Here is a 14,980-nt window from a genome sequence, read left to right on the forward strand (position 1 = left end):
AGCACAAGTTAACCGTAAGAGAAACTGGGGCTAATGGTGCAGTCAATGATATTGACACAATCGTGAATGTCCAGAGTCTTCCAGTACTCGGTTCAATTGATACCCCATCCTATGCCTCAACGGTTAAAGGAGAGGTTGAGGTCCGAGGTTGGTTTTTGGATGACAGTGGTGTATCCAAGATAGAGGTATTGGTGGATGGAAAGAGTGTAGGAGAAGCCCAATACGGTCTGTCACGAATTGATGTGCAAAATGCTTTTCCTGAATACAGTAATGGAAATGCTGGCTTTCATTATTTGCTTGATACCACGCTGCTTAATGGCGGACAACATACGATAACAATTAGAGGAACAGGAATAAATGGTCAAGTTACCACATTACCTGAAAGTACTATTTGGATTGAAAATGTTAAAGGATTTTTAGATAATCCTATTCCGGGCAGCAGGCACGAAGGTATTATAAATGTATCAGGCTGGTTTTTGGATGTTAGTGGAGTGGAAAGTATAGAAGTGCTAGTTGATGGGGTCGTAGCCGGTAAGGCAGATTATGGCGATGCACGCCCTGATGTCCAGAAAGCATTTCCAGAATTCAACAATAGCAACGCAGGTTACCATTTTGCTCTTGACATAACCCAATTTACTAATGGCTCACACATTATTACAATTAGGGAAATTGGAAAAAATGGCCGAATCATGACCTTACCTAGTATTAAAGTATTGTTCGGTCATTCTTTTACTGTATTTTTAGACCCCGGACATGGCGGATCCGATCCTGGTGCCACATTCGGCAGCTACCACGAAGCAGACTTAAACCTGGCTGTTGCGAAAAAGGTTCAAGCATTATTAGCCAATCGCGGCTATACCGTTTATATGTCCCGTAATGATGATACGACTGTAGCATTACTGGATCGACCAAAAATAGCAAATGGTTTAAAGGCAGATATTTTTGTCAGCATCCATACGAACTCAGGCCCAAGCTCGGCTTCTGGAATTGAGTCATACTTCTATAAGTATAATCCAGATTATCCTTCAACCATTAATGGAGATATGCATAATAATCCTGAAAGAATTGCTAATAGCATGAGATTAACAAGCTTAATTCAGGATAATATGGTCCAGTACACCGGTGCGGGGAATCGTGGAACGGATGGGGCTTCATTTGCCGTAATTCGTGAAAGTGCCATGCCTGCTACATTGCTAGAGATGGGTTTTATCAGCAATTCCACTGAACGACAAAAATTATTTACTGATTCCTATCAAAATACATTGGCCATAGCCATTGCAGATGGAATTGATGAGTACTTTAGAATCTATTAAATTATCTATTTTGTAATTAAAAGAAAAATGGATTTTAAAAAGAACAGCCTTATTCCTCAAGGAGTAAGGCTGTTTTTTATTTTACCTAAGCTTGCACTCTGCGTCTCTTAATAAAGAATGTTACCCCGGCCACTACAATCAGTAAGCCCAAGAACAAGTAGTTATAGGCATCTGTTGCTGTGTTTGGCAGCAGTTTGCCGGAAATTGCTTTTGGCGCTCCTTTGGCAGCATTGCTTTCAGCAAATACGCCGTAAGTGCTGAAGTGAGTAGCAGCAGCTGTAACGGTTCCTGCTGCAGCATCGTATTTGCTGTCGGCAAGGACTTCCCACTTCTTGGTTGTTTCATTATAATAGAATACTTTGACCTTGGATGGGTCGGTGCCTGCAACGTCTCTGGACGCGACTTTAAAGGTTAAGTTCACCTTTTCGCCGCCAAAGTCATGGAGTGTTGTTGTTCCGGCTTGGATGGTAAAGTCATAAACCGGGCCAATCGAGCCTTCCGCTGTCTTCTTCGTAATCGTAATGGTTATATTTTGACCATTCGCTTGCTGGGCGATTAATTTTAATAAAGCAGCTGGAAGTTCTGTTTGGACATCGCCTTTGTTCACTTGCAGCACGTTATTGTTTTGCGTTAACTGGTTTAATACATCCGCGGAAAGTGTAACCTTTAGTTCCACTTGGCGTTCAGCATCTTTAGGTGTTACAGCAAGGACAGCACCTTTTTTCAATCCGGCAATATCCTTTGCTTCCACCTTTGCAGCCATTGTTTGCTTGTTGGCGTCGACAGTGGTAATCGGTTCTAAAACTTTTGTTTCCGGTAAAGACACATCCAGCTTAAATGATCCCCAAACACTGCCATTTGCATCAGTAAAGGTTTCCAGGAACTTAATGTCAGAAGACTGGCCCGCAAAGGTTTTGGCTGCCTCATCCGGTGAAGACTGGAACTTAACTGCAACATTATTGTTAATTGGCGCAATTCTCCAGTTCATATCGGCTGACGGATTAATGGTTCCCTTTGATGAGATATAATCCATTAGGATTTGACGGTTTTCGTCAGGCGAATCCACCACAATTTTAGCGATACCACCGACAAGGCCAGGGAAGTTTCCGCCGCCGCTTGCACGATAGTTATTTGTGACCACAACAAACTTTTGATTTAAATCAACTGGCTTGCCATCCGGCATCGTGAAATTGATAATCCGGCTTGCGTTGGCATTGATTAACTTACCGTTCAAATCATATTTTGCCGGCTTTGTGACATCGATCTCGTATTTGACCCCATCAATGACGTCGTAGTTAAACGTTTGGAAGTTATAATCGATGAGCTCCTGCACATCTGTTTTATTCGGATCGATTTGGTTAAATTGTGCTGCTGACATTTCCAGCCAATCCTTAACCTGGGCACCGGTTAACTCGACTGCTTTCAAAGTATTTGGATATAGATAGAGGTCATTGGCACTCTTGATTGATAAATCTCCGGCGGCAATATTGGTATAGTCGCTTGGTCCCTGACGACCTGCTTTAAATGGTGCGCCTGCTGAAAGAACCGGTACGCCTTTATAGGCAGGAAGCTTTTCGGCAATCCATTTTTCCACATACTCTTTCTGGGCATTGTTTACAATTTGAATTGTAGGATCGTCTTGAACACGGGCAAAAAAGCTGTATAAAGGCGCAGATGTTACGCCAATTTTTCCACGCACGTAAGTAAGTGTTCCTTCATGGGCTTCTTTTACAGCATTTACGATATCTTGATTCGTAGATACAACGGGTACCTTTACTTTATCTACCGTTTTAAAAATTGGACGATTGGCAGATTCAGATTGGGTGACCTTCCATTTTCCATCTACTTTTTCTAAAGTTAAATCCATCACACCTAAGTTATTTCCCCAATAGCCGGCTTCAAGTGCCGGGACATTATTAATGTGGCCCTTGGCATTATCAATTCCTTTTTTCCCATTAAAGGAGACGTCACCTGGGAATGTTAAATGGGCATGTCCGAACATGATGGCATCGATACCGGACACTTTGCTTAAAGAATAAACTGCATTCTCAGCATCTTTTTGGCCATCAACGGCGATATCGCAGCCAGAGTGAGCAATGGCAACAATAACATCGGCACCGTCAGCCCGCATTTTCGGAATAAACTTATTAGCGGAATCGACAATATCCTCTACCGTTACTTTTCCGGTTAGGTTGTCCTTGTCCCACTGCATAATTTGCGGCGGGGCAAAACCGATGACACCGACTTTGATAATCTGATCATTCCCGTTTTCATCTTTTACTGTCTTATTAATAATTTCATAGGGTTTAAAGTAGTTCTTTCCTGTATTTGCATCATAAATATTCGCGTTAACGACCTTGTATGGGGCTTCTTGCAGAGCATTATTTAAGAAATCCAATCCATAGTTAAATTCGTGGTTTCCGACAATCCCCGCATCATAGTCTAATAGACTCATAGCCTTAAAAACCGGATGAATCTCGTCTGCACCCAACTTTTTGATCTTCGCTACATAGTCCGCAAGCGGATTCCCTTGGAGCAAGTCCCCTGCATCAAACAACATCGAGTTCTTTGCTTCCGTTCTAGCTGCATGAATAAGTTCTGCTGTTCTGGCAAGACCGTATTCAATCGTTGGCTTGTCTTGATAGTAATCATAATCCATTACGTTTGCATGCAAATCAGTCGTTTCCATCAAACGCAATTTTACTGCTGCTGAATCTGTTTCTCCCTCCGCACTGGCAATTGAACCAAATGGAGACAAGAAGGTACTGCACATCAGCGCTGTTGCGGCAAGCTTGCTGACTAGGCCTGCTTTTTTCTTCATGTAGGATCACACCGTTCCTTTTTATTTTTTACAGACAAAATGTCATTAATTCATAACATATAAGGTTGGTAACGCTTCCATATATATCAGAAGAAAGTGACGTTTTTTGACTGCTTTTCCATTATATAGTCAAAAAGTCACGAATGAAAGAATTACTTTTAAAAAATTCCTATTTTATGAATCTTTTTTCATAAAAACAGCCTTACCCCCGAAGAGAGTAAGGCTGAACCTATTAAGCTTCTAATTTACGTCTTCTAATAAAGATAGTAGCTCCTGCTCCGATAATCAGGATTCCAAGCAATAAATAGTTATATGCATTCGTTGCTGTATTTGGAAGCGCATTGCCGCCTTTGGATGCATTCGGATTAGAACCTTTCGCATCAGTAACCGGAGTTTGCTTGGTATCTATGACTTCAAGTACACCAAATGTACTGAAGTGATCGGTAGTGGCGGTAATTTTGCCATCTTTATATTCGCCGCCGACCAATTCCCAAGCCTTCGTTTCTGGGTTCCAATAGAATACTTTCACTTTATTTGGATCCTTCACTAATTTAGGGTCAACAGCGAAGGTCATGGTGACTTTTTCGTTAAACTTATGATATCCAGTACCATTGGATTTGATTGAGAAATCATAGGCAACTAAAGCATCCTGGCGATTGTCTTTCTGCACTTTAATTTCTGTTTCACCATCAGGCAAAATAGATGACGGAATTTTAAGATCTACCACTTCATTGGAAATCACTAAAGTTGCATTTGCTTCTTTAAGTTTCGCAATCGTTTCTGAAGTCAATGATACAAAAATTGTATTGTTCTTGGCTGGAACTTTAACGATAACAGTTGCGCCAGCTTTTAATTCTTTCAAATCATTTGGAGTGACTTCATACTTATTGCCATTCCCTGCCTCAGGAGTAACCACTACAACTTGAGGCTCTTCTTCACCTGGTGTAGGTTCTTCTTCACCCGGTAGTGTGTTAACATCCACGATTCTACCTTCAATCTTAGTTGGGATACCTTCACTACCGATATCTAGTAAATGATCACGGAAGTTTTCCCAATCGGAAAGACCTAAATCTGTTACACGGCCTTCTTCATAGGCTTTTGCAAATACACCAAAGCCGTCTCCACCCTTAGCTGTAAAAGCGTTTGTTGCTACGGTGTACTTCACGTCGTCTTTAACTTCTACATACTTGCCATTTTCATTTAAATACAATACGGATACAATACGTTGTCCTGCTGGTTTCGTAGGATCAAATACTACTTTACCACCGGACACATGTAAGAAGCCGCCGTTTTCCGCTGGGTATTGGCCAAGGGAGATTTCAAATGCCTCCTTCAACTCTGCACCAGTTACATCCATGGTAGCCAGCGTATTATTAAATGGAAGCACTGAAATTACTTCGCCAACAGTGATTGGTCCAGCATCGATTGACGCACGGATACCCCCGCCGTTTTGCAACGCCATAATTACATTTTTTCCAGTGAAGGATTTTGCTTTTTCAAGCATTCCGTCCGTAATCATATTACCTAGGATTGTTTCGTTTTTACGTACACTTGGTTTTGAGTTATCGCCATTTGTACGTGGGTTATCCAACGCAACTGGAGCATCTACTCCGATTTCCTCATTGGAAACTTTATCAACTTGATCTTTAAATGGTTTTAAAACTTCAACTGCATTCTGATCCTCAGCAATCTTACTGTCGATAGGAATCAGTTTGCCGTCATGCTTAGTGATAACCCCATTTTTATTGAAGACCACATTAAGCTCACCCAAGTTACTGTTCGAATTACCGGTTTGAACGATGACAGTAGGAGTTGCATCTTTAGCTACAACAACAGGTTTTGACAGTGTTGTATGGCTATGTCCGCCAACAATGATGTCGATGCCTTCTACTTTCTCTGCAAGGACCAAGTCATTATCAACAGTTGCATTGTCGTCAAAACCAATATGAGTCAATGCGATGATTTTGTTAACACCTTTTGCTTCAAGAGCTTGTACGGCCTTTTGGGCTTCTGTTAAATAGTTTTTAAATGCAATGGAACCTGGGCTTGAAATATCAACTGTTTCTTCAGTTGTCAAACCGAAGATACCAACTTTTTCACCATTAAAGTTCTTGACGATTCCATTGTAAATTGCACCATTTGCATAGGCAGATTCAATAGAATCATTGTAGATTCCCTCAAATTTAGAGTCTTTGGAGAAATCTACGTTTGCACTAACGAATGGGAAGTTAGCACCCTTGATAAAATCAACCAATTTCTGATGGCCATCTGCTGAAGAACCTAGATCAAATTCATGGTTGCCGAATGTCATTGCATCAATGCCCATCAACTTCAAGATAGCCAAATCTGCTGCACCCAGGAATTCATTGAAATACAAGGTTCCAGTGAATTGGTCACCAGCGTGAAGAAGAAGCGAGTTAGCATTTGCTGACCTTATCTCTTTCACTTTTGTTATTGTTCTAGGCATGTCTTTCAAGTTCGCATGAACATCATTTGTGTGCATAACAGTTAAGGTAAATACATCTACAATTCTTCCTTCAGTAGAAGTTGGAATGCCTTTGCTGCCAATGCTTACTAAATGATCACGTAAGTTTTCCCAATCGGAAAGACCTAGGTCTGTTACACGTCCTTCTTCATATGCAGTTTTGAATACATCATAGCCGTCGCCGCCTTTAGCTGTAAAGGCGTTTGTTGCAACGGTGTACTTCACATCATCTTGAAGTGGTACGTATTGTCCACTTTCATTCTTATACAAAACAGATACAACACGTTTTCCTTTTGGTTTCGTTGGATCAAATTCTACTTTGCCGCCAGCTACATGTAAGAAACCACCGTTTTCTGCTGGGTATAGACCAACGGAAACTTCAAAAGCTTGCTTAAGCTCAGCACCTGTTACATCCATAGTTGCCAGAGTGTTATTAAATGGAAGTACCGTGATAACTTCACCGACTGTGATTGGTCCCGCATCAATGGCTGCACGAATACCGCCGCCATTTTGCAATGCCATGATGACATTCTTACCAGTGAATGATTTTGCTTTTTCAAGCATGGCATCTGTAATCAGGTTGCCAAGAATTGTTTCGTTTTTCCGTACGCTTGGTTTTGTATTATCACCGTTTGTACGTGGGTTTTCTAATGCAGCTGGAGTTGATACGCCGATTTCTTTTTTAGAAACAGTGTCAACTTGTGCTTTGTACGGTGCCAAAATGTCTTCTGCTTCTTTATCAGCAGCTTGAGAACCGATTGCAATTAATTGGCCATTATTCGATGTTACAACACCATTTTTGTCAAACTCTACGTTCAATACACCCAAATTATTATTCGAGTTGCCAGTTTGGACGATGACAGTAGGAGTTGCATCCTTTGCCACTACAACAGGTTGTTTCAATTCGGTATGGCTGTGTCCACCTACAATAACGTCAATTCCTTCTACTTTTTCAGCAAGGATCAAGTCATTATCGATTGCCGCATTGTCATCATAGCCAATATGAGTTAAGGCAATAATTTTGTTAACGCCTTGAGCTTCGAAAGCTTCTACGGCTTTTTCTGCTTTTGTTAGATAGTTTTGAAATGCGATTGAACCTGGGCTGGAAATATCAATGGTTTCTTCAGTGGTTAGCCCAAAAATCCCGACTTTCTCGCCATTTACTTCTTTAATGATTCCATTGTAGATTTGTCCATTCTTGTAGTTAGAAGTAAAGGAATCATTTAAAAGGCCATCGAATTTAGCATCTTTCGAGAAATCAACGTTTGCGCTAACAAATGGGAACTTAGCTTCCTTAATAAAGTTAACCAAAGCTTGATGGCCTTCTGTAGAAGAACCAAGGTCAAATTCATGGTTACCGAATGTCATCGCGTCAAATTTCATTAGGTTCATCAAGGCTAAGTCTGCTTGACCATGAAACTCGTTGAAATACAAGGTTCCAGTAAATGCATCCCCTGCATGAAGCAACAGTGAACTAGGTTTTTCTTCTCTCACTTTTTTCACAGCTGTTACAGTCTTTGGCATGTTATCCAAGGCAGCATGGGTATCATTCATATGCATGATTGAGAGAGAAAAAGGTTCTTTTGCCGGTTTTTTCAGGTCAATTTGGGCAATTACCGGATCATGATCGCTTACACGTCCGTGCATTGGTGTAAATGACGAGTTCAAGTGAACGATATCAATTTCTGAACGACCTGCCAAGTTGTTGCTGACAAGCATGTGGTCAAGCACCTGAGAGTTTCCTTGATATGTGTAGGTAAATCTTTCTGGTGCCGGAACTTTTTCAATTAAGTTTGTTAATTCATTGCCTTTTAATGCTACTAACGGATTCGAAAATTCGAAGTCGTTCAAGTCACCCATGACCACGATGTTTGCATCCGCATTTTTGCTCTTTACATCTTTAATAAAGTTGTTCACTACTCCGGCAATCTTCATTCGCTGAACTTCACTGCCAAGAGTTGGCGGCTGAGTTTTACCGAAAATCGGTAGGTCTCCGCCCTTAGAGTTGAAGTGATTGTTAATCACAATGACATCTTCGCCGTTAAAAGTAAACTCTGCAGCTAATGGCTTACGGCTTGATGAGAAAGCTGAATTTGTCGGATCAATTCTACCAGGGTTCAAGGTTAATGAACCATTCTGATAACCTACCGCTTCGGTTGAGCCGCCTTTTGGTGCTCCTGATTTCAAGGAAACACGGTCAGGATTGTAAATATAGCCAACACGGATGTTACCGTTTGGAGCCCCACCGTCCTGGTTATTGACAGGCTCGATATCAGTCCATTTGTAGGTTGGGCCGCCTGCTGTTTTAATTGCATCGATTAAAGCCTGATAGTTTTGGTCAGCAGCTGTGCCTCCTGCTGTTTCACCGTTATTATCCTGAACTTCTACTAAGCCGACAATGTCAGGCTTTTTCAGGTTATTTACGATTGATTCAGCAATTTTGGTTGTTTTCGCTGCATCGGACTTTGTATAGTTTTCCATATTGTAGGTAGCAACAGTCAATTTGTCTGCATTCTTGACAATATCCGTTACTTCCCGCTGATAGTCACTTTCCACCAATTTCGGAAGAGCACTTTTATCAGTCAACAGTTTGTAGTTTTGGAATGTATAAGTTATGACACCGGTTACCGTACCATCGTAGCGGTCACCCGTTTTCACCTTGATTGTTTCATCTTTTGTTGTAAACAGGAGCGGAAGACGTTCCGGGTTCATGTTGTCTTTCGTGATGGAGATTCCGCCTGGAGTTGTATACGGCTTGCCGTCCACTTTACCGGCGATAACCGGAACTTCGCCATAGCGCTGTGGCGCAACTGCAGTAGGATTTTCAATCGCCACACGCATGCCTTCGATACTTTCCCAGAAATCAATTCCGTCTTCTTCTGGATCAAATTTGGCAAACTTATCGTTATCCACCACTTGAGTTGGCGGGTTGATATCTTTGCCGATGACAAGTGCTTCAGGTAACGCTTGTCCGCTTGCTTTAACTGTTACTTTCCCCGCATTTGCGTCAATTTCAGTTGTAGCAAGGTCTGTTTGCAGCATGTCACTGTAGCCTTCAAGCACCCATTCCTTTACCAAGCCATTAACGGAAACCAGGTCACCCACCTTGATGGTATGGTTCTTTTGATAAACAAGAATCCCTTCAGATGTCTTCGGATTCCCATCTGGATTTGGATCTTGCATATAGAAGTTGCTGGCATCCTTAACAAACGTAACAATACCCTCTACACCATTAACTGTCTGGCCTTTATATGGTGAATCATGGCCTTCACCTTGAATGGCACTGATTTTGATGCCATCGGATGGCGGATCAACCGGTGGGTCGACTGGGCCTCCGCCTCCTTCAGGTGGTTCAAAGCCCATTGCTGTTGGACTTTTTAGTCCCGAGACGGCAAAATACTTTTCTAATGATCCCGTAACAAATACTATCTTCCCTAAATTGGTTGGATTGGATTTAAGGCCAAACTCCGCCCTGAAACCGCTAGTAATTTGGACAGGAAGAATCTTGGTTGGGTCGGTTTCATTTTGATTATCAGCTATACCAAAATTATTATCATCTGGATATCCAGTAGTAACATAATTGGTCGCTGATTTTGCGTATCCGACGATATATCCTTTCACTGTGGCCGATCCCGAGTTGTTTGCAATCGCTTGAGCCACTGTTATGTAGTTCTCAGCCGCACTTGCATGATGGAGGTACGGTAACACGTAGCTTGCTAGTAAAGTAAAAATAGTTGCTAAAATAAAGAGCTGTTTTCTAAAGATCCTCAAACTCTACGCCTCCTAATTTCGAATGTTTATACCTTTCGCTTGTGGGTAGTAAACAAACTAAATAGGCATCACCTCTATGGAGAAATATTTTTTTCTAGGACCTTGGATGCGTTTCCAATGCATTTTAGACAGCCTGTTTTTCTATTAAGGCAGCCTAGAAAAAGTAAAGTAAATCACTTACTATTTTAGTATATACTTCCCTATCAATCTACAAGATTTAACAAAATTTACGAACAATTCATCCTTTTTTTACTTCGGTTGTCTTTAATTACCCAACCTCATCATTTCTTGGGAAATAAATGGTGTTTTTGTCGTTTTTTGTAGTAGAATAATAGTAGTTCTATTTTACTATTGGATGTGATGAGGATGCTGACTGCCGCCCAGCAAAAAGTCAAACAGGAACTTGAAGAGCTCAAGGCTAACAGTCTAGATTACCACCATGACGAAAAAATTGTTATTGCTACTCCTAAAACTAATTTTTCGATGATTTTTATGGTACTTGGGGTTGGTTTATTATTCTTAATCCTTGCAATTATCACGATTACATATAGGGCGCCAAATCAAAAGGAATTGAATGAATACATAATAAAAGAGCAGGAGTATAACCAAGAAAGCATGAAACTTATGGTTGGGGCTTACGTTGGAGCTGACCAAATAGATATAGGCAGGCTTAAACTCGCTAAAGCAAAGCACGCGGATCTGATGCTGAAGGTAAAAAAAATGCCGGAACCTACTGGATTAAAAGCGCATAAACAGGATTTTCTTAGGGTAATGGAGCAGCGTGAGGCAATTCTTACCATGTTCACCGAGGGTAAAACTGTAGACCATAGCCAGCTAAATAAGTTACTGCTGGAGCTGGACATTAAACAGGAATTAGCGAAGGAAAGTTTGTTGAGGGAGTTTGACCGAAAAAAAGTGAAGTATAAGCTAAATGAGGATGGATCAGTTCAATATTGGATTAATCGGGAGTCCTACCAGTTTGGCTGGTAGGGCTTGTTTTATTTTTATAGAGATTTTATTCAGTTTATGTAACCGGGCCACTCGATTTGGACGGGTACGTAGAACTGCTCTATGTTACCGTGAACACCTTATTTTCAGCCTGACGGGCTCATAGAATCGCCCTATGTTACCGCGAGTACTCTTTTTCCACCTCAACGGGCCCATAAGAATAGGAGCGGCCACTGACCCGCTCCCCTCCGTTATTCCATGATTTGCGCAGCCCCATCATCCTGCTCCACCTCAACCAACCTGCGTTTTTGCTGCATTTTCTCCAAAAGAAATAGAATGATATAAACAATCAGGATGCCGAGGGCAAATAGTTCGACGGCGTCATCGATATAGTACCAGGACAATGTGGCCATGATGTCGTACAACGAGTGGACAAGGACAGTCAGCCACAGGTTGCGCGTCCATAAAAGAATCAGACCAAACAGAAAGCCCATGTTTGCAAAGGTGACAATGGCGCCAATTCGTACTGGCCATGATTGCTCGCTGTCCAATGTATGGTCAACCCCAAAGAGAATCGAAGTGAAGAACAAGGCGGCAAGCACAAAGATGTCCCTACGACCGCTCTCCCACCGCCCGCGGAACAGTTTTTTGCAGACGACGAGGAACAGGACAATATAGGCGAGGCGCCACACTTCCTCAAGCCCAGCCATCGCATCGAGGTAGATGTCCGAGCCAATCGTATCAACCCTGTCAATAAAGGACCAAACGGCCGATTCTTCAGTATCCGGAGTCTTCGCCGTTTCAGCCTCATACGTCTGCATCTCGGTGTAGTCTTCGACATACTCCCCATAATCATCACTAAAATCGTTGTATGTCACGCTTGAATAAATGTTAATAATCGTACTTCCGAAAAAGAAAATCAGGAAAGCGCCTGTAAACTGTAGCGCCAGCTGCCGCTTTGTCTTTGGACGTACCACACTGCTCCAAAGCCGGCGGTGCAGCTTTATTCCGACAAAAATCGAGGCGACCATGACAGCATCATAGAGGGTGCTTGCCAGGGAACTGTAGCGGGTTAAGTAGAGCAGTATTTCGGCCCCAATGGTTACGACCAAAAGCGCTGTCAGCAGCTTTTTCGATATAGAACTTGTTAAATTATTCGTCATTAAACGTCATTCCCCGCTTTAGTAGTATGGTCGACGGATTTCGCGTTACCGGTTAAAAGTCACAGTCAGTATCCCAAACCCGTTTAACACAACCAGGAATAATAAACAGGCAATCGCCCACTTCCACATTCTCGTCATAAAGGTTCCTCTTTTCATAAACTGACGCAAATTTAATAGTAATAATTTAACATATTCGCAGGTAAATAGCATCCAAATATTGTTTCCAACTTTGTATCCAAACTACGTGTACCACATCGTTTAAAAGTGTATTTTCTCGGCGAAACTGGCATATGTTAGTACAAGCAGTTGATATGAATTTATTTTGGAAAAAAGGGGCTCGGAAAATGAGGCGTTTGTTGTCTATTATTCTTGTTGTTGCGGTGATATTTATCTTGTCAGCGACCAATCCTGAACGGTCGGAGTACATCGAATGGATTAATCATAAAACGATGGATCAATCGTCGAACATACTTGAAAAGGGAATCCTTTCGGTTGCCGGAAAAACCATTTTTGACGCAGGTACAAGCCGCAAAGATTATTTTTTATTTTCCGTTTACAAAACTGACTTTTCAGAAATGGGGTTGGGAAAAATAACGTCGATCGGGATCTTTAATCAATTTATTGCACTTCCCTCCTCAAAAGAATAACGAAGGCCAGTCTCGATAAGACTGGCCTTCACCATTTTATTCAATTTTCTCCACCTGGAATACCGGAACCTCAATGACTTCACCATAGGAATCGGTAATCGTCTGATAACTATTAAAAACGCCAATCACAGTGTAGCGATAGTAGTTAGTGATGTTCGTCAGTTGGCCTTTTAACAACAGATATTGAGATTCATATTTTCTGGTGGTGAAGTTATATGTTTCCGATAATTTTACTAATGGGCCATCAGCTGTTTGCGTGGCATTATAGGTGGTGAATCGAACCTTTTTACCGTAATATTGCTTGATATCCTTTGCAGATATATCAATATAATCCACCTTGATTTTTGAAAACTGGAATCCGCCGCTGTAGCCGCGTTCATAATAGGCGAACTCCCCTGCTCCTTGTCCGACGGGGTTCTCGAGCAAAATAGATTCCTTGGACTCAATGGTCAACGAATCCGCTTCTACATCCAAAATTTTAGAAACAGAATTGTTTACAACTTCATAGGCCATATATCTGTGCTTTCGGGACGAAGACTTTGCGTCAATGAATAGAACCGGAACATCAGTCAAACTAAGGGAACCTTGGAAATCAAGCTTGTTAACCGTTAAAGTCTCCCCCACATTGCCGCCCGTCGTGACAGACATCTCTTCTTCACCGTTCAACTTGCCGAAATAAATGACACCTTCCTTGGAAATCGCCGCGACTGCGCTGTCTGCCCCCCACTTATTTCGTGCATTGACGAAATGAGGGAATTCCTTATCCGGATACAGACGCTTCAGCACGCGAATCGGCTCAAATTTATCCCAGGCCAGGTTGGCGCTCTTAATTAACTGTTCCGTATCTTCGAGCGGTCTTAAAGCTTCATAGAGAGAAATAGCTTCTTCATATTTATTTCCTGCGGTAAGCTTGTCTGCTTGGGTCAGTAACTCATTCTTCTTATTTTCAATCCAAGAGAAAACTTTGGAATCCTCCATCTCAGACGAAAGATTTTTCACTGTTTTTGCTTTTTCAGCAAAAAGAGCGTATTCCTTCTTGTCAAAATCCTCCGTCATCACCTTTATTAAATGGGTTTCGAGCGCAGTCTTTAGCCATGCAGAATCAATGGAAAACTGTTTCAGCATGCTGAATTGCCGATTTCCCTCATCAACAAGCTGAAAGACCCTATCGTTTTCCGTAATCATCGTATTGACTATTCCAGAATAATATTTTTGAAATTCACTTTTAATCAGCTCTGTCTTTTTAGAATCTCCCTCGTAGTAAGCAGCCGGAATCAAATTCAAATCTTTATGAATCTGTTCCTCCTTCTCATCATTACGAAGGCTGGAGGTCAGTTTGGCAAGCTCGGCTTTTTTAATTGCTGAAAAATAGGTGTCCAAATCCTTATCAAGCTCTGTCAAAGCGAGCATTTCTTCGTACATGTCTTTTTGAACAGCGGTGCCGCCCACCCATTTTTCTAGATGCTCCTGCCAACGGTTATATGTATCGGCCAATCGGGTTAAATCCTTGTCGTTATAATAGTCACCCGCTTTTTTATCTAACTCTTCCATTGTTTCACGAATCGGCGACAGGACTCCAAGGATCTGATTAATTTCCTTGTTATGGTCGGAAATGACAACATTCAGCTTGGCGGCGCGAAACTTCTTTTCAGCAGCCACTAAATCTCCGGAACGGTATAATTTCATTGCTTCCTCATAAGTAGCGATTTTCTCGTGGGCCAACATAATTTTTCCGCCTACAAGCACCAGTAATAACATGAGCACCAATAGGAAGAAATTGCGCGACATATTGACTTTTCGATAAACGGTCAGTTTAAACATATGCAGTAGTC

General features: G+C 41.7%; 7 protein-coding genes. 3 read left to right on the forward strand and 4 right to left on the reverse strand.

The window, feature by feature from the left end; translation table 11 throughout:
* Window positions 1-1,313: N-acetylmuramoyl-L-alanine amidase (locus tag AR334_RS18860; protein WP_172799256.1), on the forward strand; the 1,313-nt coding region annotated here is incomplete at its 5' end.
* An 85-nt stretch (window positions 1,314-1,398) separates the two neighbouring features.
* On the opposite strand, the gene AR334_RS18865 is transcribed toward AR334_RS18860, so the two are convergent.
* Complete coding sequence (locus AR334_RS18865; protein ID WP_082693024.1) at window positions 1,399-4,134, reverse strand: bifunctional 2',3'-cyclic-nucleotide 2'-phosphodiesterase/3'-nucleotidase; 2,736 nt, start codon at window positions 4,132-4,134, stop codon at window positions 1,399-1,401.
* 232 nt (window positions 4,135-4,366) lie between these two features.
* Window positions 4,367-10,390 carry a 5'-nucleotidase C-terminal domain-containing protein gene (locus AR334_RS30405; RefSeq protein WP_066315260.1) on the reverse strand — a complete coding sequence of 2,008 codons (6,024 nt, stop codon included), beginning with the start codon at window positions 10,388-10,390 and terminating at the stop codon, window positions 4,367-4,369.
* A 366-nt stretch (window positions 10,391-10,756) separates the two neighbouring features.
* Here AR334_RS30405 and AR334_RS18875 point away from each other — a divergent pair, with 366 nt between their 5' ends.
* Window positions 10,757-11,380, forward strand: coding sequence for a hypothetical protein (locus AR334_RS18875; protein ID WP_066315265.1), 624 nt, complete (start codon window positions 10,757-10,759; stop codon window positions 11,378-11,380).
* Window positions 11,381-11,589: 209 nt separating this feature from the next.
* Here the strand turns inward: AR334_RS18875 and AR334_RS18880 are convergent, their stop codons facing one another.
* Entirely contained in the window at window positions 11,590-12,501 is a 912-nt protein-coding gene (locus AR334_RS18880) for a CPBP family intramembrane glutamic endopeptidase (protein ID WP_066315267.1), read from the reverse strand.
* Between the two features lie 344 nt (window positions 12,502-12,845).
* Here AR334_RS18880 and AR334_RS18885 point away from each other — a divergent pair, with 344 nt between their 5' ends.
* Window positions 12,846-13,148, forward strand: a complete 303-nt coding sequence (locus AR334_RS18885; protein WP_066315274.1) for a DUF4359 domain-containing protein — start codon at window positions 12,846-12,848, stop codon at window positions 13,146-13,148.
* A 36-nt stretch (window positions 13,149-13,184) separates the two neighbouring features.
* Here AR334_RS18885 and AR334_RS18890 read toward each other — a convergent pair whose 3' ends face one another.
* Window positions 13,185-14,969, reverse strand: coding sequence for a hypothetical protein (locus AR334_RS18890; RefSeq protein ID WP_066315280.1), 1,785 nt, complete (start codon window positions 14,967-14,969; stop codon window positions 13,185-13,187).
* Window positions 14,970-14,980 lie beyond the last annotated feature (11 nt).

Origin of the sequence: Bacillus sp. FJAT-29814, from assembly GCF_001510715.1 — a bacterium.
Taxonomy (GTDB): Bacteria; Bacillota; Bacilli; order Bacillales; family Cytobacillaceae; genus Neobacillus.

What these genes read in the sequence shown, in the direction of transcription:
- AR334_RS18865 (WP_082693024.1), bottom strand. Translation starts at nt 4,134, where the DNA reads ATGAAGAAAAAAGCAGGCCTAGTCAGCAAGCTTGCCGCAACAGCGCTG.
- AR334_RS18875 (WP_066315265.1), top strand. Translation starts at nt 10,757, where the DNA reads ATGCTGACTGCCGCCCAGCAAAAAGTCAAACAGGAACTTGAAGAGCTC.
- AR334_RS18880 (WP_066315267.1), bottom strand. Translation starts at nt 12,501, where the DNA reads ATGACGAATAATTTAACAAGTTCTATATCGAAAAAGCTGCTGACAGCG.
- AR334_RS18885 (WP_066315274.1), top strand. Translation starts at nt 12,846, where the DNA reads ATGAGGCGTTTGTTGTCTATTATTCTTGTTGTTGCGGTGATATTTATC.
- AR334_RS18890 (WP_066315280.1), bottom strand. Translation starts at nt 14,969, where the DNA reads ATGTTTAAACTGACCGTTTATCGAAAAGTCAATATGTCGCGCAATTTC.